Here is an 18944-nt window from a genome sequence, read left to right as displayed (position 1 = left end):
CGCGGACGCCGCCGCGCTGGGGCACGCGCTGCGCCGCGAGTGGTGGCCCGTCGGGCTGCTCGTCCTGGCCGCGGCCCCGCGCGGCCGCACCGCCCGCGCCGCGGCGCTGGCCATGCTCGCGCCGATCGCGCTGGAGTGGCTGCGGGAGCGTCCGGACGTCGACCCCGTCCGGTACACGGTGCTGCGGCTCGCAGAGGACGTCGCGTACGGGTCGGGGGTCACGGCGTCGTCGGCGCGCGCGCGTTCGGCGGCGCCGCTGCGCCCGGACGTCCGGTTCCCGGAGGGGCTCTCGGCGGCCGGGGCGGGCCGGTGGGCGAGAGCCGTCGCGGACCGGGTCCGCCGGATCAGCGGTTGATGTTGCCCAGGTCGACCCTGAGCTCGGAACCGGTGATGTACCTGCCCTCGTCGGACGCCAGGAACGCGACCGTGTTCGCGATGTCCTCGGGCTGGACCACCTGGTAGGGCAGCGCGGGCATGTAGATGGGGCCGAGCATGGGCGACCGCTCGAGGTAGTCCTTCATGGAGTCGTCGGTCATGCCGGTGGCGACGCCGTGCGGGTGGACGGTGTTGACGCGGATGTCGTGCTCGCCCAGCTCGTTGGCCAGCACCTTGGCGAGGCCGACGACGCCGTGCTTGGAGCTCGCGTAGTGGGCGAGGAACGGCAACCCCTTCGAGCCCGCCACCGAGCTGGTGATGATGATCGAGCCGCCCTGTCCCTGCTCGATGAGCGTCGGCACGGTCGCCTTGACCGTCTTCCACACGCCGGTGAGGTTGACGTCGATGACGTCCTGCCACTGCTCCTCGGTGAGCTCCCAGGTCCGGCCGTAGTTCACGATCCCCGCGTTGGCGACGACGATGTCGAGGCGGCCCAGCTCGGCGACGCCGTCCCGGACGGCCGCCTCCAGCGCGGGCAGGTCGCGGACGTCGGCCTTGCGCGCGACGATCCGGCGCCCCCGCTCCTCGACGAGCTTGACGGTCTCGTCCAGTTCGGCCCGCGTGGCGGGCTCGTAGCGGACGTACGGGCTGGCCGGCCCGGCCAGGTCGACCGCGATGACGTCGGCGCCCTCGGCGGCGAGCCGGACGGCCTCCGCCCGTCCCTGCCCGCGCGCGGCACCGGTGATGAAGGCGACCTTGCCCGTCAAACGTCCCATGGGAATCCTCCAGTCGGGCGGCCCGGCGACGCGCGGCGTACGGCCATGGGCCAGGTCGCGAACCGGTGGAAGGTGCCGGGCCAGAAGCGGTACGAGCATGATGGCACTCGGTGCCAAAAAGGGCAACGGCCCGTCCTCCTCCGCCCCGCCGCCCGGGACGGCGAGGGGGGAGGCGGCCTGCGGCCCCCTCCCCCGACGCGTCGCCGCGTCCCGTCAGACGCCGTCCTCCTCGGCCATGCCGAGCAGGTGATCGAGAACGGCGGTGCCCTCCTTCAGCCCGTCGTGCTCGTACTCGTTGGTGATCCACGGCCGCAGCCCGCGCACCGCGCGCGCCGTCTCCAGCGAGAACTCGCGCGGGACGAACATGTCGTCGTGGTAGATCGCCGCGTAGACGGGCACCTCGTTGCGGGCGAGCCGGTCGAGGTCGTACAGACGGGGCCAGTCGTCCTTCGCCGCCAGCAGGTCCGCGGTCTCGCGCAGCGGCACGAGCGCCGGGTCCTCGGCGAAGTTGAACGGGTAGTACGTCTCCCCCGTGAAGGCGAACGGCGCGCCGCCGTCCAGGTGGAACTCCGGGCGCTCCCGGTAGACGCGCTCCGCGGCCCAGTTCGTCGCCCGGCCCTGCGCGTAGATCAGCTCCTGGAACAGCGCGTAGAGCGGACGGGCGGCGAGGCTCGTCGCGTCGTGCACGCCCGCGAGGAACGTGTCCGAGAGCTCGGGGCCGTCCGGGCCGTCAACGAACGCCTCCTCGAGGAGGAAGTGCAGCGAGTCGAAGCCGGCCCGGGTGCCGAGCCCGAGGCCGAGGCCCTGGAACCGGCGCGGGGAGAGCCGCTCCCCGGTGGGCATCCGCACGTCGCGCGTCCGGAGCTGCTCGACGATGCGGGCGCACAGTCCGCGGTCGCCGGGGTGGCGGGCGAAGTACTCCTCGTTCTTCTCCAGCGTCCGGTCGAACGTCAGCCGGTACACCTCGTCGGCCGTCCCGGTGAGCGTCGGCAGCCCGCCGGTGACGAACGAGCGCCGCAGCCCCTCGGGCGCGATCGACAGGTAGGCCATCGTGATGAAGCCGCCGTAGCTCTGCCCGAGCGTCGTCCAGGGCCGGCCGCCGTTGAGCTCGCGGCGCAGCGCCTCGGCGTCCCGGACGATCGCGTCGGCGCGGAAGTGCGCGAGGTACGCGGCCTGCTCGGCGGGTCCGCCGACGCGGGCGAGGGTCCGCCGGTTCACGGGCGTGGAGCGGCCGGTGCCGCGCTGGTCGAGCAGCACGACGCGGTGGCCGTCCAGCGCCCTGCCGACGAATCCGCTCCTGGACGCGGGCCGCACCGCCTTGCCGCCGGGGCCGCCCTGCAGGAACAGCAGCCGGGGCAGGTCGGCGTCCGCCTTGGCGGCCGTGACGACCTCGCGCGCGTACACCTCGATGCGCGGGCCGTCCGGACGGGCGTGGTCGAGCGGGACCTCGACGACGTGGTCGGTGCAGACCAGGCCCCGCTGCCGGAACGTTCCAGTGATCATCAGTAGCCCGGGATCCCGAGTCGGCGGCAGATCTCGACGAGGTCCGGGTGCACGTAGCGGCCCTCGATCTCGATCGCCTCGCCGTCCAGGTAGATGGACGGGTTGAGCAGGCTGCCGTCGGTGTGCGCGGGCGCGAGGAACGGGTCGCCGCCGATCCAGGCGCCCTTCGTGCCGAGGCCCAGCTCGACGCAGCCGAAGATGCGCTCGTCCTCCACGATCCTGCCGGTCGGCTTGGTGACGCCGGGGTTGAACCCGAGCGACCAGTGCGCGATCCGGTACATGTTGCGGCCGACCTCCGGGTCGTCCGCGGACCTCGCCTGGTCCTCCATCCAGCGGCGGAAGACCGTCGCGTCGGTGCCCTCGCCCTCGATCGAGGTGACGGTGCCCTCGCTCACCTCCATCCGGATGGGCGAGCGGATCAGCCCCAGGTCGTTCGGCGGCCACACGGCGCCGTCGAACACCAGTACGCCCTCCTGGGTCTCCTCGAGCGGGTTCCAGGAGATCTGCCCGGCGAGCATCACGGTCTCGCCCGGCTTCTCGGCGGGCTTGCCGCGCAGGTTGATCGGCCGGCCGCCGTTGCGCGCCCGCAGGTCGGTGCCCGCCGGGGTGGTGATCCGCACCTCGTCGGCCTTCTCCAGGAGCCCCACCAGCGCCTTGCCGAGGTCGATCGTACCCTGGAAGTCCACCCGGGCCACGGTGTCGACGAGCATCTGGACGTCCATGCCGGTCAGGTTCGCGTAGCGGGTGCCCTGCGCCATCGCCGCGCGGAACGCGTCCGAGTGCATGATGTACGCCAGCGCGTACTCGATCCACACCTGCGACCGGGCGACCGCGCCCGCGACCGGGCCGGGCGGCTCCATCGCCGAGGACGGCCGCGTCGGGTACCACACGACCGTCGGCGTCGCCCCGGCCGCCGCGACGGCCTGCGCGGTGACGTCCACGACCCGCGCGTCGGTGGAGCTGTCGGCGGTGATCACCACGTCCTCGCCCGGCCTGACGAGCATGATCTCCTCGACGAGCTTGCGGGCGCCGAGCGCGGCCTCGTACGACAGGTACTCGGGCCGGGACTCGATCCGGCTGGTCACTTCCACTGTGCGCCTATCCCTTCACTACGCGGCTGACGTCTGTGAGCGAGCTTCCGGCGATGAGCCCCGAACCGATCAGGTTCAGCTCGCCGCTCGCGGCCTCGGGTCCGCGCACCCGGGCCCAGATGATCCTGAAGGCCAGTGCGCCGAGCACGAACCAGCAGGCGTACGGGGTGAGGATCAGCAGCCCGGTGGCCAGCAGCACGCCCATCTGCCGTTCCGGCCCGCCGATGAACTGGATGAGCGCCCCGGGGACCGCCCAGATCAGGATGTTGGTGAGCGTGGAGGTGTCGGTGAGGCCGCCCGCGACGGTGTCGGCGTACACCTTCGACACCGGCGGGATCTCGCCGCCCTCGAAGTAGGACTTCCAGGTCACCGCCACCACGGCGAGCGCGACGGCGAAGCCGACGAGCTGCGCGACGTACTGCTGCCTGCGCCCGGCCCGCTCGACGAGCCGGTACGGGGTGCCGCCCTGCCGCAGGATCCAGCCCGCCTTCAGGTCGTAGCCCATGTCGGCGAACGCGGGGCCGGTCGCGGCGATGTAGGCGACGAACAGCGCCAGCGGCACGGTCGGGATCCCGATCACCAGGCCCAGCACCATGAAGATCAGCGTGACCGCGAACGCCGGGAACCAGCCCGAGTGCATCGCGGCCAGGCCGACGATCAGCTGGTGGACCAGCGCGGCGAAGCCCGCGAGCAGGCACCAGCCGATCAGCTCGATCACCGACAGCTCGCCCAGGATCCCGCCGGTCAGCGCGACCACCAGCGAACCGAGGACGAACAGGACGTAGCCCTGGGTCAGCGCGCGCCGCAGCCCGTTCTCGTCCACCGTGGTCTGCATGGCCTCGCCGGTCCGCGCGCCCACGGCCGTCCGGCCGTCCCCGTCGTCGCCGCCGTCGGCCTTGTCCTGCTGCCTGCGGACGAGCAGGACCACGGCCTGCAGGAGGGCGACGAGCCCGGCGCCGACCATGAAGCCGTGCGGGATGTACATCTCGTTGAGGTCGATGTCGAACCATTCGCGGCCGTACTGATTGACGCCCAGCCCGACGCCGAACATGCCCAGCGCCCAGATGTTGCCGATCAGCGCGACGCCCGCCGCCGAGAACGGCAGCGCGTTGCCGGCGATCTTGACGAACGAGCCGAGGAAGCCCACCAGCCCGCCGACGCCCAGCACGAGGGCCTTGCGGCCGCCCTCGTCCCCGGCGACGATCGTCTCCGCCGCCGCGACGCCGGGCGGCCAGGTGGAGCGGGCCGGGAACAGCTTCGAGTCGAACACCCGGTACAGCACCAGGGAGTCGACGAACAGGCCGATCCCGGCGCCCAGCAGCATCGGCCAGACCAGGTCGGGACGGCCCAGGACGAACGGGACGCCGATCGGCACCAGCAGCGAGTTCGCGGCGGCGAACGTGGCGCCGGAGATGGCGCTCTGCACCAGGTTCTGCCGGTGCACCGACCGCATCTCGCGCAGCCTCCTCGCCGGGATCCGCCCGACGAGCATCGCGATCAGCGCCCCGATGACCGAGGTGTTGGCCGAGATGCCGAGCGTGGTCACCAGGTGCAGGCCGATGAGCGCGCCGAGGACCGACAGAACGACGGTGAGGGTCAGGACGACCGGCTCGTGCGCGCGGGGGTGCGATTCCGGCCCGCGCAGGGCCGCCCCCTTCAGCGATCGCGTGGTCACAGGTCTCTTCCTCGCTGCTCTTCGGCCCCGCCGCCGTCGAGCCGGCGGCTCAGCGACTCCGCTGCCCCGCGCACCCTCGCGATGGTGGTGTCGATCTTCTCCTGGACGTTGTGGTGCGGGCCGATCACGACCAGCGAGCCGACGACCTCCCCGGCGGCGAACACCGGCGCCGCGACCGAGGTGACGTTGAGGTCGTACTCCCCGTGCGAGATCGAGACCCCCTCCCGGCGGACCCGCGCGTACACCTCGCGGAGTTCCTCCGGGTCGGTGACCGTGGTGTCGCTGAACCGCTCCAGCGGTCCCGCGCCCAGCAGCCGCCGGACGTCGTCGTCCGGGCAGAAGGCGAAGATGGCGTGCCCGGCGGCCCCGGCGTGGGCCGGGAGCGTCTCCCCGACGATGGCCGAGTACCGCATGGGCCCGGCGGCGTCGACCGCCAGCGCCGTCCGGTACCCGGCGCCGTGCGGCACGTTGAGGACGGCGCTCTCCCCCAGCTCGCGGGCCAGCTCGGTGAGCAGCGGCCGGGCCGCGGCCTCCAGCGCCCCGCCCCGCTCCGCGGCCCGGGCGAGCACGCCGACCGCGACGCCCAGCCGGTACCGCCGGGTGTCGGGATCGGCGAGGACGAACCCGCGGTGCGCGAGCGTGGTCAGCAGCCGGTGCGCGACCGCCTTGTCGAGCCCGAGCTCCCTGGCCAGCTCGCTGACCCCCCACTCCGTCCGATGCTGGAAGGCGAGCAGCACCAGCAGCCCCCGATCGAGGGTCTTGGCCGTACCGCGTCCCGGCTCACCCAACGCGACCACCTCTCTGTTGCGTTAATCGCAACAGCGTTGCAATTTCTGAGCCGCACTGTATCCGCTGTCACCTCATTACGGTCAAGCCGGAAAGGGGTAGTAATCAGGTTTTTACGTGGGCGCACGGGCCCGGGGCAGCGCGAAGCGCCCGCCCGCACGCCGATCGGCGTGCGGGCGGGCGCTCGTGAGACCCGTGCGTGGAAGGCGTTCCGCGGAAGGCGTTCGCGGGCCGCCGCGTCAGGCGCCGACCACCCGGCGGGCGCGCGCCAGCAACCGGTCCGGGTCGGGGGCGTATCCCCAGGCCCGGAGGGGCGGCGTGGTGCGGCCGACCTGGGAGAGGTGGCGGCGGGCCCGCTCGTGATCGCCCGCCCGGAAGAACGCGGCGCCGAAGAAGTGATGGGCCTCCAGGTTCCGGGGATGCGGCAGCGACGCGGCGAGCCAGCGGTCGGCCGCGGCGACCACGGCGGCGTGCACCTCCGGCCGGGCCATGTAGGCGTCGAGCATTTCCCAGCTCTCGTCCGGGGCGACCTCCATGTGCGCGGTCGTCAGCACGGCCGTGACCGGGTTCCCGGGCTCGGCGCCGGCGACGGTCCGCTCGGCGAACTCCAGTACTTCGGCGTCCGAGCCCTTCCACTTCGCGCACAGGATCTGCACGCGGGTGACATGCCCCGCGTACAGGGACGGATGCCGCGCCTTGAGCTCGTCCCACATCCGGTCGAGCTCGTGCCGTTCGAGCTGCATGCCGTTGCCGTACCGCTGGAGGTGGTCCCAGGGCACCGGGTCGGCGGGCAGCAGTTCGGCCGCCTTCTGCAGCGGTCCCCCGGCCAGGGCGAGCAGCCGCCAGAACCGGGCGAACCGCTCCCGGGTGATGTACTCGGCGCGGTGTCCGGTGCGCGCCTTCCACGCCTCGCCGACGCGGACGGCGCCGAGCCAGAGCTGCACGTCCGGGTCGCCGGGCGCGTCGGCGGCGAGCCGCGCGAGGTCCGCGCCGCGGCCGAGCGCCGCGTCGGTGAGCTTCTCCAGGTACAGCGAGCGCGCCTCGGCGTCGTCGCGGCTGCGGGCCAGCAGGTCCAGGCCGGGGCGCAGGTCCCCGCCCCGGACGTCCGGCAGCGCCGCCGCCAGCGCCGCGTCCTCCCAGGCCGGTCCCGGCTTCGAGCCGACCCTGCCGCGCAGTTCCCGGACGGCGGTCACGGCCCGGGTCAGCAGCGAGTCCGCCTCCAGCGGGTCCGGCTCCGGCTCGGGGGCGGCCTCCGGGCGCTCCGGGACGCTCTCGGCGGGGCGGGCGGGCATCCGCACGACCGCGCCGGCGGGCGCGTGCCGGTCGATCTCGGCGACGATGCCCACGCCGTCCGCCCACAGGCTCGGTTCGACGGCGACGGTGAGGCCGTCCGTCCCGATCAGCACGCGCAGCCCGTCCGGCCAGGCCAGCACGGCGGCGCACGCGTCGTGGCGGACGGTGCACAGCTCGGGGCCCGTCAGGGAGGTCACCCCTTCGGGGCCGACGATGAGGCTCACCCGCGGCTCGTCGGGACGGACGTGGACGCGGCCGTCCACCGCGACCGTCGAGGCGGTCGGGGCGGGGCGGAAGCGCGCGTCGCCGGGTTCCTGCCCGTGCGGGAGCATCAGCAGGGCGCCGTCCAGGACGGCGCGGCCGGTCTCCTGGAGGTCCTGCGGCTTGGTCGCGTCCAGCTCGGCGAGGTACTCCTCCACGGTCGGCGTGCGGCGCCCCATCAGCGTGTCCACGCAGTGCGCGACGGTGCGCGCGGCACGGCCCTCGTCGGACGAGGCGCGCGTGCGGGCCATCGTCACGATCTCGGCCAGTTCGTCGGCGTCCACGGGCTCGGCGGCCATGCGGCCGAGCTCGGCGAGGAACCGCTCCGCCAGCTCCGGCCGCACCTCGGCGAGCCCGTCCGCGAACGCGGTGATCTGGGCGTTCTCGCCGTCGCGGGGCGTGTAGTCGACGTCGGTGGTGTAGCTGAGGGCGCCGTCGCGGCGCAGCACGCGGTGGAGGCGGCGCCCCAGGACGCCGGCGTAGAGGGTGCCCGCGGTGGTGCGCGGCACGACGCTGCTCAGGGCGACGCCCTTGACGTTGGCGGTGAAGTAGGCGGGCGTGTGCGGCAGGGCGCAGGTCGGTGCCGGGACGGGCCGCCGCTCGCCTTCGGGGAGCCGCAGCGCGAGCCCGTCGGGCGGCGGGCCGCCGACGAGGGCGAGCGCCGCGTTCCGCCCGGTGAACCAGTGCGCGGCCCACGCCTGAACGTCCTCGGGGGCGTGGTCGGCCAGGCCGTGCTCCTCGTAGGCGGGCAGGCCGTAGGTCGCGGCGCCGTAGCGCCACAGCAGCATCTGCCCGGCCAGCCCCGGGTCGCGGCTCTCGGCCTCGGTGCGCAGGATCTGCTTCTCCGCCTCGAGCCGGCCGAGGGGCAGTTCGCGCAGCGAATCGCAGAGCGACGTCAGAAACGCCGCGACTTTCGCGGCCTCACCGTGGGTGACGAACATGGTCGTGTTCGTGTCCACGGCGCCGTTGCAGTGGTAATCGGCCTCCCCCACGGCGTGCAGCGCCAGATGCTCGACCAGATGGGTCAGACCGCCGCGCGCGAGGGTCTCGTCCGCCCGCCCCACCCGGAAGACCAGGGCGGCCCGGTACTCGTCGTCGCCCGGGCCTCCCTCGCTCCAGAACACGGGCACCCCATCGATTTCGGTGCGCACGACTTCCACTCGACCTCCTTTTTCCGGAGGCGAAAGCGTATGAATCTCAGATTCCGGGAGAATCTCATATCGGTCTCGAATGATGGGCGGCCGGGCGTGCGTCATATGCTGCCCTGATGACGACGACCGGGCCCCACGGGGCGGCGCCGCGCCGCCGGCGCGGACGCCCCGGCTACGACCAGGCGGCGATCCTGCGCACCGCGGTGGAGCTGTTCAACCGCAAGGGGTACGACGCCACCAGCATGGGCGACCTGGCCAGGGAGCTGGGGCTGACCAAGCCCGCGATCTACCACCACGTCACGAGCAAGGAGCAGCTGCTCGGGCAGGCCCTGGACGACGCCCTCGACGAGCTGACGGCCGTGGTGACCGAGGCCGCGGAGGAGCGGGCGGGACGGACGGCGTACGAGCGGCTGCGCGAGGTCGTGCGGCACAGCGTCGAGGTCCTGGTCGCGCACCAGCCGTCCGTCACGCTGCTGCTGCGGGTGCGGGGCAACAGCGGCGTGGAACTGGAGGCGCTCGACCGCCGCCGGCGGCTCGACGAGCGGCTCGCCGCGCTGGTCGCGGACGCCGCCGCCGAGGGCGCCCTGCGCGCCGACCTGCCGCCGCCGCTGGTGAGCAGGCTGCTGTTCGGCATGGTGAACTCGCTGGTCGAGTGGTACCGCGCGGACGGGACGTACGACCCGGCGACGGTCGCGGACGCGATCGCCACCATCGCCTTCGACGGCCTGCGGCCGCGCGGCGATCAGGCGTCGTAGTCGACGGTCACGCGGTCGCCCACCGGGAACGTCTGGCAGGTGAGGACGAAACCGGCCGCGACCTCGGACGGTTCGAGCGCGTGGTTGCGGCGCATGTCGGTCTCGCCCTCGCGGACGACGGCCCGGCACGTCCCGCACACGCCGCCCTTGCAGGCGAACGGCAGGTCGGCGCGCGTCGCCTGGGCGCCCTCGAGGATCGTCGTCTCGCGGGAGACGGTCGAGGCGGTGCGCAGCCCGTCGAGGATCGTGGTCAGCTCGGTCGTCGCACCGGACGGCGTCCCGGCGGTCCGGCGGGGCTCCGGCGGGGGCGCGTCCACGTAGAACAGCTCGACGTGCACGCGGCCGGGCGGGACGCCGAGTTCGGCGAGCACGGCGCGGGCGTCCTCGACCATCGGGAACGGCCCGCAGAGCCAGACGTGGTCGAACACCTCGGCGGGCACGAGGCCGGTGAGCAGGCGGTGCAGCCGGTCGCGGTCGAGCCGCCCGGAGAACAGCTCGGCGTCGCGGGGTTCGCGGGACAGCACGTGGACGAGCTGGAGCCGGGGCCCGTACCGGTTCTTCAGGTCGCCGAGCTCCTCGGCGAACATCACGGTGCGGCTCGTCCGGTTGCCGTAGACGAGCGACACCTGGGCGGACGGGTGGGCCAGGACGGTCGAGGCGACCGACAGCAGCGGGGTGATGCCCGACCCGGCCGCGATGCACAGGTGCCGCTCCCCCGCCGCCGGGTCGGCCCGCCAGGACCCCGTCGGCGGGCCCACCTCGATGCGCGTCCCGGGGGTCACGTCGTGCACCAGCCAGGACGAGAACAGGCCGCCGGGGATCTCGCGGACGCCGATGCGCGGGGCCGCGCCGGCCGGTGCGCAGATCGAGTACGTCCGGCGGTGCTCCCGGCCGTCCACGACGCGGCGCAGGGTGAGCGACTGCCCCGCCCGGAACGCGTAGACGTCGCGCAGCTCGCGCGGAACCGCGAAGGTGATCGCCACGGCGTCCTCGCACAGGCGGTCCACCGCCGCCACGGTCAGCGGGTGGAAGACGGCCGCCCGGGCGGGCGCGGGCGCGGTGGCGGGCATCTCAGATCTCCTTGACGTGCTCGAACGGTTCGAGGCAGTCGGTGCAGCGGTAGAGGGCCTTGCAGGCGGTCGACCCGAACTCCGAGGCGATGCGGGTGGCCGCCGAGCCGCAGCGCGGGCAGGCGGGGGCGCGCCGGGCCGGCCCGAGCGTGAGCGCCACGGGACCGGACGCGCGGCGGGCGGGGCCGGGCGGGGAGAGCCCGGCCTCCCGCAGCGCGGCCCGTCCGCGCTCGGAGATCCAGTCGCTCGACCAGGGCGGGTCGAGGACGACGCGGACCTCGACGCGGGGGAAGCCCGCGTCGTTCAGCCGGTGGACGAGGTCGTCGCGCATGGTCGCCATGGCGGGGCAGCCGGTGTAGGTGGGCGTGATCGACGCGACGACGGTCTCGCCGCCGTCCGCGTCCGGGGTCACCTCGACGCCGCGCAGGACCCCCAGGTCGGCGAGGGTGAGCATCGGCATCTCCGGATCGCGCACCCCGGCGGCGGCCTCGACGGCGCGCTCGGCGGCGTCCGCCGCGCGGCGGTGCGCGGCCGCCGGCTCGGGGGCACGGCCGGGCGGGCGCTCGCGGGCGTTCACCAGAGCCCCATCGGGTGTGCGCGCGCGACCTGCTGCATCTCGGCGAGCAGCGGGCCGAACGCGGCCGTGTGGTCGCCGTCGCGGCCGGGCGTCCCGCCGGCGGCGGGTGCGGTGTCCGGCCGGTCGACGCCGCTCACCGCGAGGACCTGCGCGAGGACGGCGTCCGCCTCGTCCCGGACCGTCGCCGGGTCGGCGCCGACTCCGGACGCCGCGAGCGACGCCTCGACGGGGTGGGGCGAGAACAGTTCGGGCAGGAGCGGCCACAGCGCGCCGAGCGCCGCGACGAGCCTGCGGCGCGACTCGGCGGTGCCCCGCGCGAGGGTGAGGAACCAGCGGCCCGCCCAGTCGCGGTGGTAGGCGACCTCCTTGACGCCCTTCGCCGCGACCGCCGCGAGGACGCCGTCGCGGCTCGCGCGGAGGCGTTCGAGCAGCGCCAGCCGGGCCGTGGAGAACAGCAGGAGGCGGGCGACGACGTGCGCGAAGTCGCCGTTCGGGACCTCGGCGAGCCGCACGTTGCGGAACCCCCCGGCGTCGCGGAAGAACGCGAGGGCGTCCTCCGCCGGGACGGGCGAGCCGGCCGGGAGCGCGGGGACGGCGCCCGGATCGGCCGCGGCGGCCCGCGACAGCAGCAGGCGCGCCTGCCCGAGCAGGTCGAGGGCCATGTTCGCGAGCGCGATGTCCTCCTCGAGGTCGGGGGCGCGGCTGCACCACTCGGACAGGCGCTGCGACATGATCAGCGCGTCGTCGCCGAGCATGAGGCAGTACGCGGCGAGGGCCGCCGGGTCGGCGCCCGCCGGGACGGTCGTGTCGACGCCGGCCAGCGGGTCCTCGAAGCCGGTGCCGAAGGCCCACTGGGACGAGTCGCCCCCGCCTTCGACGAGGCCGTCGAAGACGCTGCCCTGCCGCTCGCTCACGGAGTCGTCGTGCATGGAGTCGCCGTGCATGGAGTCGTCGGTCATGGAGTCGTCGGTCATGGTCGGCCCGCCCTCACATGTGCGGCACGTCGCCGGGGATGTCATAGAACGTGGGGTGCCGGTAGACCTTGTCGCCGTTCGGGGCGAACAGCGGGTCCTTCTCGTCCGGGCTGGACGCCGTGATGGCGTCGGCGCGCACGACCCAGATGCTCACGCCCTCGTTGCGCCGCGTGTAGACGTCGCGCGCGTGCCGCAGGGCCAGCACGTCGTCCGGGGCGTGCAGCGACCCCACGTGGACGTGGTTGAGGCCGCGCTTGCCGCGCACGAACACCTCGTAGAGCGGCCATTCCCGCCGGTCGGCGCTCATCGGGCCACCCCCTCGGCCTCCTCGGCGGACCGCTTCGCGAACGCGGTCGCCGCCTCCCGCACCCACGCGCCGTCCTCGTGCGCGGCGCGCCGGTGGGCCATGCGCTGCGCGTTGCACGGGCCGTCGCCGCGCAGGACGGCCGCGAACTCGTCCCAGTCGGGCTCGCCGAAGTCGTAGTGACCGCGCTCGGCGTTCCAGCGCAGGGCGGGATCGGGCAGGGTCACGCCGAGCGCCTCGGCCTGCGGGACCGTCATGTCCACGAACTTCTGCCGCAGCTCGTCGTTGGAGTTGCGCTTGACGCCCCACGCCATGGACCGCGCGCTGTTCGGCGAGTCCGCGTCCGGCGGGCCGAACATCATCAGCGACGGCCACCAGAACCGGTCCACCGACTCCTGCACCATGGCGCGCTGCTCGTCCGTCCCGCGCATCATCGTCATCAGCAGCTCGTAGCCCTGCCGCTGGTGGAACGACTCCTCCTTGCAGATGCGGATCATCGCGCGGCCGTACGGGCCGTAGGAGGTGCGGCACAGCGGCACCTGGTTGCAGATCGCGGCGCCGTCCACCAGCCACCCGATCGTCCCGACGTCGGCGTAGGACGGCGTCGGGTAGTTGAAGATCGACGAGTACTTCTGCCTCCCGGCGAGCAGCAGGTCGGTGAGCTCCGCGCGGGACACGCCGAGGGTCTCGCAGGCCGAGTACAGGTACAGCCCGTGCCCGGCCTCGTCCTGCACCTTGGCCAGCAGGATCGCCTTGCGCCGCAGGGACGGCGCCCGGCCGATCCAGGCGCCCTCGGGCTGCATGCCGATGATCTCCGAGTGCGCGTGCTGGGCGATCTGCCGGACGAGCGTCCGCCGGTAGGCGTCCGGCATCCAGTCGCGGGGCTCGATGCGGTCGCCCCGCGCGATCGTCGCGTCGAACGCCGCCTGGAGCGCCGCGTCCGGCTCCGCCCGTGTCGTCACTGGTCCTCCCGGCGTATTTACTTACCGTTCGATCAGTAATAACGTGACACGAGACCGCCGCTCGGCGCAAGAGGGGTGGCCGGCCCGCCTCGGAAAGGAGACAGGCGTGAGTCCACTGCTGGAGAGCTACGCCGCCGGACGCTGGTTCCGCGCGGACGGCGAGGGCGAACCGCTGCTCGACGCCGCGACCGGCGAGGAGGTCGCGCGGCTGGCGCGGCGCGGCCCCGACGTCGCGGAGATGGTGCGGCACGCCCGCGAGACCGGCGGCCCGGCGCTGCGCGCGCTGACGTTCCACGAGCGGGCGGGCCTGCTGAAGGCGCTCGCGAAGCACCTGACCGAACGCAAGGAGGAGCTGTACGCGCTGTCGGTGCGGACCGGCGCCACCTCCCGCGACACGGCCGTCGACGTCGACGGCGGCATCGGGACGCTGTTCAGCTACGCGAGCAAGGGCGTGCGCGAGCTGCCGAACGACACGATCGTCCTGGACGGCGGCGTGGAGCGCCTCGGCAAGGGCGGGACGTTCGCCGGTCGGCACGTGTACGCGTCCCGCCCGGGCGTCGCGGTGCAGATCAACGCGTTCAACTTCCCGGTCTGGGGCATGCTCGAGAAGCTCGCCCCGGCGTTCCTCGCCGGCCTGCCGTCGATCGTCAAGCCCGCGAGCCAGACCGCGTACGTCACCGAGCTCGCCGTCCGGCAGATCATCGAGTCGGGCCTGCTCCCGGAGGGGACCCTGCAGCTCCTCGCGGGCAGCCCCGACGGGCTCCTCGACCGGCTCACCGTCCAGGACTCGGTCGCCTTCACCGGCTCCGCGCACACCGCCGGCATCCTGCGCCGCCACCCGAACGTCCTGGACGGCGGCGTCCGCCTCGGTGTCGAGGCCGACTCCCTCAACTGCTCGATCCTCGGGCCGGACGTCCGCCCGGACGACCCGGAGTTCGACCTGTTCGTCAAGGGCGTCGTCACCGAGATGACGGTCAAGGCGGGGCAGAAGTGCACCGCGATCCGCCGGGCGCTCGTCCCCGCGCCGCTGGCCGAGCGGGTGACCGAGGCGATCGCCGCCCGGCTCGCGAAGATCACGGTCGGGGATCCGCGCAACCCCGACGTCCGGATGGGCGCGCTCGCGAGCCTGGGGCAGCGCGCCGAGGTCCGCAAGGCCGTGGAGGCGCTGCGGGCGGCGGGCGAGGTCGTCGCCGGGGACCCGGCGGGCGCGGGCCCGCTGCTCGACGGCGACCCCGAGCGCGGCGCGTTCATGACGCCGGTGCTGCTGCGCGCGCGGCCGGGCGCCGCCGAGCCGCACGAGGTGGAGCCGTTCGGGCCGGTCGCCACGGTGCTCGCCTACGACGGCGTCGACGAGGCGGTCGGGCTGGCGGCGCGGGGCCGCGGCAGCCTCGCCGCGTCCGTCGTCACGCACGACCCCGACGTCGCGCGGACGGTCGTCCGCGGGCTGGCGCCGTGGCACGGGCGGGTGCTCGTCCTGGACCGGGACGACGCGAAGGAGTCCACCGGGCACGGGTCGCCGCTGCCCACGCTCGTGCACGGCGGTCCCGGCCGGGCGGGCGGCGGCGAGGAGCTCGGCGGGATCCGGGGCGTCCTCGGCCACATGCAGCGCACCGCCGTGCAGGCGTCGCCCGGTCTGCTCACCGCGGTCACCGGCACGTGGACGCCCGGCGCGGACCGCACCGTGTCCGGCGCCCACCCGTTCCGCAAGCCGCTGGCCGACCTGCGGCTCGGCGACACCATCGCGTCCGAGCCGCGCACGGTGACGCTCGACGACATCGCCCACTTCGCGGAGTTCACCGGCGACACGTTCTACGCGCACACCGATCCCGAGGCCGCCGCCCGCAACCCGCTGTTCGGCGGCATCGTCGCCCACGGGTACCTCGTGGTGTCGCTCGCCGCCGGGCTGTTCGTCGACCCCGCGCCGGGCCCGGTCCTGGCGAACTTCGGCGTGGACGGGCTGCGCTTCCTCACCCCGGTGAAGGCGGGCGACTCGATCGCGGTGACGCTGACCGTCAAGCAGATCACGCCGCGCTCCGGCGCCGACTACGGCGAGGTCCGCTGGGACGCCGTCGTGACGAACCAGGACGGCGAGCCCGTCGCGACCTACGACGTCCTCACGCTCGTCGCCAAGACCTGGCCGTAGCCCCGCCGGGTCCGCCCCGGCTCCGGCTCCGCCGGTGCCGGGGCGGAGCCGTGCGCGCCCGGCCGTCAGGAGCCGTCCGCGCCCCAGCCGGCGCCGCGCCCGCGGGCCTCGTCGAACACCAGCCAGGTGCGGGTGGCGCGGACGCCCGGGATGTCCTGGATGCACTCCAGCACCACGTGCCGCAGCGTCGCGTTGTCCGGTGCCCTGACCAGGACCAGGACGTCGTAGTCGCCGCCGACCATCGCGAAGTGCTCGACGTACGGGACCTCCCGCAGCCGGGCCGACAGCTCGCGCCAGGAGTTCTGCTCGATGGTGACCGACACGTAGGCGCTGGTGCCCAGGCCCGCCTTGTGCGGAGCGAGTTCGACCGTGAACCCGGTGATGACCCCGTCGTCGGTCAGCCGGGTCAGCCGGGCGTAGGCGTTGGCGCGGGAGATGTGGACGCGCTCGGCGAGGGCCCGCACCGACAGCCGTCCGTCGCGCAGCAGCTCCGCGATGATCGCGCGGTCCACGGCGTCCAGCGGCCCGGCCATTCGTCCGGGTTCCCCGCGCGCACCACCCTCTTCGCTGGACATTCGGCCCTCCACACGTCCCGCAAGTGCTTACTTGTCGCTCATTGTGCCCGAAGTCTTGAACGGATGGCCGGCACGGCGGACGCTCTCCCTAAAAGCGTCCAGCGAAAGGGAGCGACGCCATGTCCGTGGCCGCACATCCGCCGGGGGCCGCCGATCGGCTGCTGCCCTCTCCCGTCCCGGTGCGCTTCGTCGCCGAGGACGGCACCGCCGTGGAGCCGCCCGCCGGCTACCCGGCCCCGGAGGGCGGGCGGCTGCTGGAGGCGTACCGCCGCATGGTCCTGGGCCGCCGCTTCGACGCCCAGGCGACGGCGCTCACCAAGCAGGGCCGGCTCGCCGTCTACCCGTCGAGCCGCGGCCAGGAGGCGTGCCAGATCGGCGGCGTCCTCGCGCTGCGCGAGGACGACTGGCTGTTCCCCACCTACCGGGACTCGATGGCACTGGTCGCCCGCGGTCTCGACCCCGTCGAGGTGCTGACGCTGCTGCGCGGCTCCTGGCACTGCGGCTACGACCCGGCGGCCGTCCGCGTCGCCCCGCAGTGCACGCCGCTGGCGACCCAGACCGTCCACGCGGTCGGCCTGGCGGACGCGCTGCGCCGCAAGAGCGGGGACGGCGTCGTGATGGCGTTCGTCGGCGACGGCGGCACCAGCGAGGGCGACTTCCACGAGGCCCTCAACTACGCGGCCGTGCTGCGCGCGCCCGTCGTGTTCCTCGTGCAGAACAACAAGTACGCCATCTCGGTGCCGCTGGCGCGGCAGACGGCGGCGCCGGCGCTCGCGTACAAGGGCGTCGGCTACGGCGTCCCGTCCGAGCAGGTGGACGGCAACGACCTCGTCGCCGTCCTCGCCGTCCTGGACGCGGCAGTGGCGAACGCGCGCTCGGGCGGCGGCCCGTTCCTGGTGGAGGCGCACACCTACCGGATGGACGCCCACACCAACGCCGACGACGCCACCCGGTACCGCCCGGCGGAGGAGGTCGAGCGGTGGGCGGCCGCCGACCCGCTGGCCCGGCTGGAGTCCCACCTGCGCGGCCGGGGCCTCCTCGGCCCCGGGGACGTCGCCGCCGCGGGCGACGCCGCCGAGGAGTTCGCCGCGCGGCTGCGCGACCGGATGAACGCCGACCCGGAGACGAACCCGCTGGAGCTGTTCGACCACGTCTTCGCCGAGCCCACCCCGCAGCTGCGCGAGCAGCGCGACCTGCTGGCGTCCGAACTCGCCGCCGAGGAGTGACATGACCGCGTTGACGATGGCGCAGGCGCTGAACACCGCCCTGCGGGACGCGCTGCGCGAGGACGAGCGCGTGCTCGTCTTCGGTGAGGACGTGGGGCCGCTCGGCGGCGTCTTCCGGATCACCGACGGGCTGACCGCCGAGTTCGGCGACGACCGGTGCTTCGACACCCCGCTGGCCGAGGCCGGGATCGTCGGCCTCGCCGTCGGCATGGCGATGGGCGGCTTCCGCCCCGTCGTCGAGATGCAGTTCGACGCGTTCGCCTACCCGGCGTTCGAGCAGATCGCCTCGCACGTCGCGAAGACCCGCAACCGCACCCGCGGCCTGCTGTCCCTGCCGATCGTGATCCGCATCCCCTACGCGGGCGGCATCGGCGGGGTCGAGCACCACTGCGACTCCAGCGAGGCCTACTACGCCCACACCCCCGGCCTCAAGGTCGTCACCCCCGCGACGCCCGACGACGCCTACTGGCTGCTACGGGACGCGATCGCCGACCCCGACCCGGTGGTCTTCATGGAGCCCAAGCGGCTGTACTGGGCCAAGGACGAGACGTCCCCCGCCGTCCGCCGTCCCGCCGGGTTCGGACGGGCGGCGGTGCGGCGCGAGGGGACCGACGCGACGCTCGTCGCCTACGGGCCGACCGTCCCGGTGGCGCTGCAGGCCGCCGAGGCCGCGGCCCGCGACGGCATCGACCTCGAGGTCGTCGACCTGCGGACGATCGTCCCGTTCGACGACGACACCGTCGCGGCGTCCGTCCGCCGGACGGGCCGCTGCGTGGTCGTCCAGGAGGCGCAGGGGTTCGCGGGCGTCGGCGCGGAGGTCGCGGCGCGGGTGCAGGAGCGCTGCTTCCACTCGCTGGCCGCGCCCGTGCTGCGCGTCACCGGCTTCGACATCCCCTACCCGCCGCCGCACCTGGAGCACGCGCACCTTCCGGACGTCGACCGGATCCTCGACGCGGTCGACCGGCTCCAGTTCGGCGACGAACCGGACCTCCTCCACCTGGCGCGGGAGGCGTCATGACGGCGACCGCGACGGGACGGGTGTTCCGGCTGCCCGACCTCGGCGAGGGGCTGACGGAGGCGGAGATCGTCGACTGGAAGGTCGCGGTCGGCGACACGGTCGCGATCGACCAGGTCGTCGTCGAGGTCGAGACCGCCAAGGCCGTCGTGGAGGTGCCCGTCCCCTACGCCGGGACCGTGCTCCGCCTGCACGCCGAGGCGGGCGCCGTCCTCGCGGTCGGCGAACCCCTCATCGAGGTCGGCGCGGACGAGGCCCCGGACGCCGAAGGGCCCCCGGCGGACGACCCGGCGGACGACCCGGCCGCCGTCCGCTACCGGGAGGAGGAGCGGGCCGGGTCCGGGAACGTCCTGATCGGCTACGGCACCGGCCGCACGCCCGGCACGGGCGGGCGCCGCCGGGGCGCCCGGCGCGCGGCCGCCGCGCGCGGGG

At 74.2% G+C, this 18944-nt stretch carries 17 protein-coding genes and 1 pseudogene; 6 read left to right on the top strand and 12 right to left on the bottom strand.

Going from position 1 to position 18944, the window contains the following annotated elements; genetic code table 11:
- A pseudogene (locus ACFQ11_RS32505) lies at nucleotides 1-355 on the top strand (hypothetical protein); the annotation flags it as partial.
- On the opposite strand, the gene ACFQ11_RS32500 reads toward ACFQ11_RS32505, so the two are convergent.
- The 6 genes from ACFQ11_RS32500 to ACFQ11_RS32475 all read right to left on the bottom strand — a co-directional run bounded on the left by ACFQ11_RS32500 (nucleotide 345) and on the right by ACFQ11_RS32475 (nucleotide 8920).
- A complete protein-coding gene (locus ACFQ11_RS32500) occupies nucleotides 345-1151 on the bottom strand; it encodes a mycofactocin-coupled SDR family oxidoreductase (RefSeq protein ID WP_378305729.1) in 807 nt (268 codons plus the stop codon). The pseudogene ACFQ11_RS32505 and the gene ACFQ11_RS32500 sit on opposite strands and share 11 nt — an antisense overlap.
- Before the next feature lie 213 nt (nucleotides 1152-1364).
- Nucleotides 1365-2654, bottom strand: a complete 1290-nt coding sequence (locus ACFQ11_RS32495; RefSeq protein WP_378305727.1) for an alpha/beta fold hydrolase — start codon at nucleotides 2652-2654, stop codon at nucleotides 1365-1367.
- On the bottom strand, nucleotides 2654-3745 hold the full coding sequence (locus ACFQ11_RS32490; protein ID WP_378305725.1) for a M29 family metallopeptidase: 1092 nt from the start codon (nucleotides 3743-3745) through the stop codon (nucleotides 2654-2656). Before ACFQ11_RS32490 ends, ACFQ11_RS32495 begins: the two co-directional genes overlap by 1 nt.
- Nucleotides 3746-3752: 7 nt before the next feature.
- The gene (locus ACFQ11_RS32485) at nucleotides 3753-5420 is read right to left on the bottom strand and encodes an OPT/YSL family transporter (RefSeq protein ID WP_378305722.1); all 1668 of its coding nucleotides are present in this window, start codon (nucleotides 5418-5420) and stop codon (nucleotides 3753-3755) included.
- On the bottom strand, nucleotides 5417-6208 hold the full coding sequence (locus tag ACFQ11_RS32480) for an IclR family transcriptional regulator (protein WP_378305720.1): 792 nt from the start codon (nucleotides 6206-6208) through the stop codon (nucleotides 5417-5419). The genes ACFQ11_RS32485 and ACFQ11_RS32480 overlap by 4 nt, the downstream gene beginning before the upstream one ends.
- A 237-nt stretch (nucleotides 6209-6445) precedes the next feature.
- Complete coding sequence (locus ACFQ11_RS32475) at nucleotides 6446-8920, bottom strand: hypothetical protein (RefSeq protein WP_378305718.1); 2475 nt, start codon at nucleotides 8918-8920, stop codon at nucleotides 6446-6448.
- A gap of 107 nt (nucleotides 8921-9027) precedes the next feature.
- Between ACFQ11_RS32475 and ACFQ11_RS32470 the strand changes: the two genes are divergently transcribed.
- A complete protein-coding gene (locus tag ACFQ11_RS32470) occupies nucleotides 9028-9666 on the top strand; it encodes a TetR/AcrR family transcriptional regulator (RefSeq protein ID WP_378305716.1) in 639 nt (212 codons plus the stop codon).
- Here the strand turns inward: ACFQ11_RS32470 and paaE are convergent.
- The 5 genes from paaE to paaA form a co-directional block, all read right to left on the bottom strand.
- On the bottom strand, nucleotides 9654-10736 hold the full coding sequence (paaE, locus tag ACFQ11_RS32465; RefSeq protein WP_378305714.1) for a 1,2-phenylacetyl-CoA epoxidase subunit PaaE: 1083 nt from the start codon (nucleotides 10734-10736) through the stop codon (nucleotides 9654-9656). The two genes, ACFQ11_RS32470 and paaE, sit on opposite strands and share 13 nt — an antisense overlap.
- A gap of 1 nt (nucleotide 10737) precedes the next feature.
- Nucleotides 10738-11211: a 1,2-phenylacetyl-CoA epoxidase subunit PaaD gene (paaD, locus tag ACFQ11_RS32460; protein WP_378305733.1), complete on the bottom strand. Its 474-nt coding sequence runs from the start codon at nucleotides 11209-11211 to the stop codon at nucleotides 10738-10740.
- Between the two features lie 98 nt (nucleotides 11212-11309).
- A complete protein-coding gene (paaC, locus tag ACFQ11_RS32455; protein ID WP_378305731.1) occupies nucleotides 11310-12242 on the bottom strand; it encodes a 1,2-phenylacetyl-CoA epoxidase subunit PaaC in 933 nt (310 codons plus the stop codon).
- 58 nt (nucleotides 12243-12300) lie between these two features.
- Entirely contained in the window at nucleotides 12301-12594 is a 294-nt protein-coding gene (gene paaB / locus ACFQ11_RS32450) for a 1,2-phenylacetyl-CoA epoxidase subunit PaaB (protein WP_378305712.1), read from the bottom strand.
- The gene (gene paaA, locus ACFQ11_RS32445) at nucleotides 12591-13553 is read right to left on the bottom strand and encodes a 1,2-phenylacetyl-CoA epoxidase subunit PaaA (protein WP_378305710.1); all 963 of its coding nucleotides are present in this window, start codon (nucleotides 13551-13553) and stop codon (nucleotides 12591-12593) included. The genes paaB and paaA overlap by 4 nt, the downstream gene beginning before the upstream one ends.
- Before the next feature lie 106 nt (nucleotides 13554-13659).
- On the opposite strand from paaA, the gene paaZ reads away from it, so the two are divergent.
- Nucleotides 13660-15696: a phenylacetic acid degradation bifunctional protein PaaZ gene (paaZ, locus tag ACFQ11_RS32440; RefSeq protein WP_378305708.1), complete on the top strand. Its 2037-nt coding sequence runs from the start codon at nucleotides 13660-13662 to the stop codon at nucleotides 15694-15696.
- A gap of 65 nt (nucleotides 15697-15761) precedes the next feature.
- Here the strand turns inward: paaZ and ACFQ11_RS32435 are convergent, their stop codons facing one another.
- Entirely contained in the window at nucleotides 15762-16271 is a 510-nt protein-coding gene (locus ACFQ11_RS32435) for an Lrp/AsnC family transcriptional regulator (RefSeq protein WP_378305706.1), read from the bottom strand.
- Nucleotides 16272-16390: 119 nt separating this feature from the next.
- On the opposite strand from ACFQ11_RS32435, the gene pdhA reads away from it, so the two are divergent.
- From pdhA to ACFQ11_RS32420, 3 genes are all read left to right on the top strand, one after another.
- Nucleotides 16391-17497: a pyruvate dehydrogenase (acetyl-transferring) E1 component subunit alpha gene (pdhA, locus tag ACFQ11_RS32430; protein ID WP_378305704.1), complete on the top strand. Its 1107-nt coding sequence runs from the start codon at nucleotides 16391-16393 to the stop codon at nucleotides 17495-17497.
- Nucleotide 17498: 1 nt separating this feature from the next.
- Nucleotides 17499-18515: an alpha-ketoacid dehydrogenase subunit beta gene (locus ACFQ11_RS32425; protein WP_378305703.1), complete on the top strand. Its 1017-nt coding sequence runs from the start codon at nucleotides 17499-17501 to the stop codon at nucleotides 18513-18515.
- The coding region (locus ACFQ11_RS32420) for a biotin/lipoyl-containing protein (RefSeq protein ID WP_378305701.1) at nucleotides 18512-18944 on the top strand (433 nt) is incomplete at its 3' end. The genes ACFQ11_RS32425 and ACFQ11_RS32420, both read left to right, overlap by 4 nt.

Origin of the sequence: Actinomadura sediminis (assembly GCF_042675525.1) — a bacterium.
In the GTDB taxonomy this organism is placed as follows: Bacteria; Actinomycetota; Actinomycetes; order Streptosporangiales; family Streptosporangiaceae; genus Spirillospora; species Spirillospora sediminis.
The sequence above is the reverse complement of the archived record's forward strand: the minus strand, read 5'-3'. Positions and strand labels throughout refer to the sequence as shown.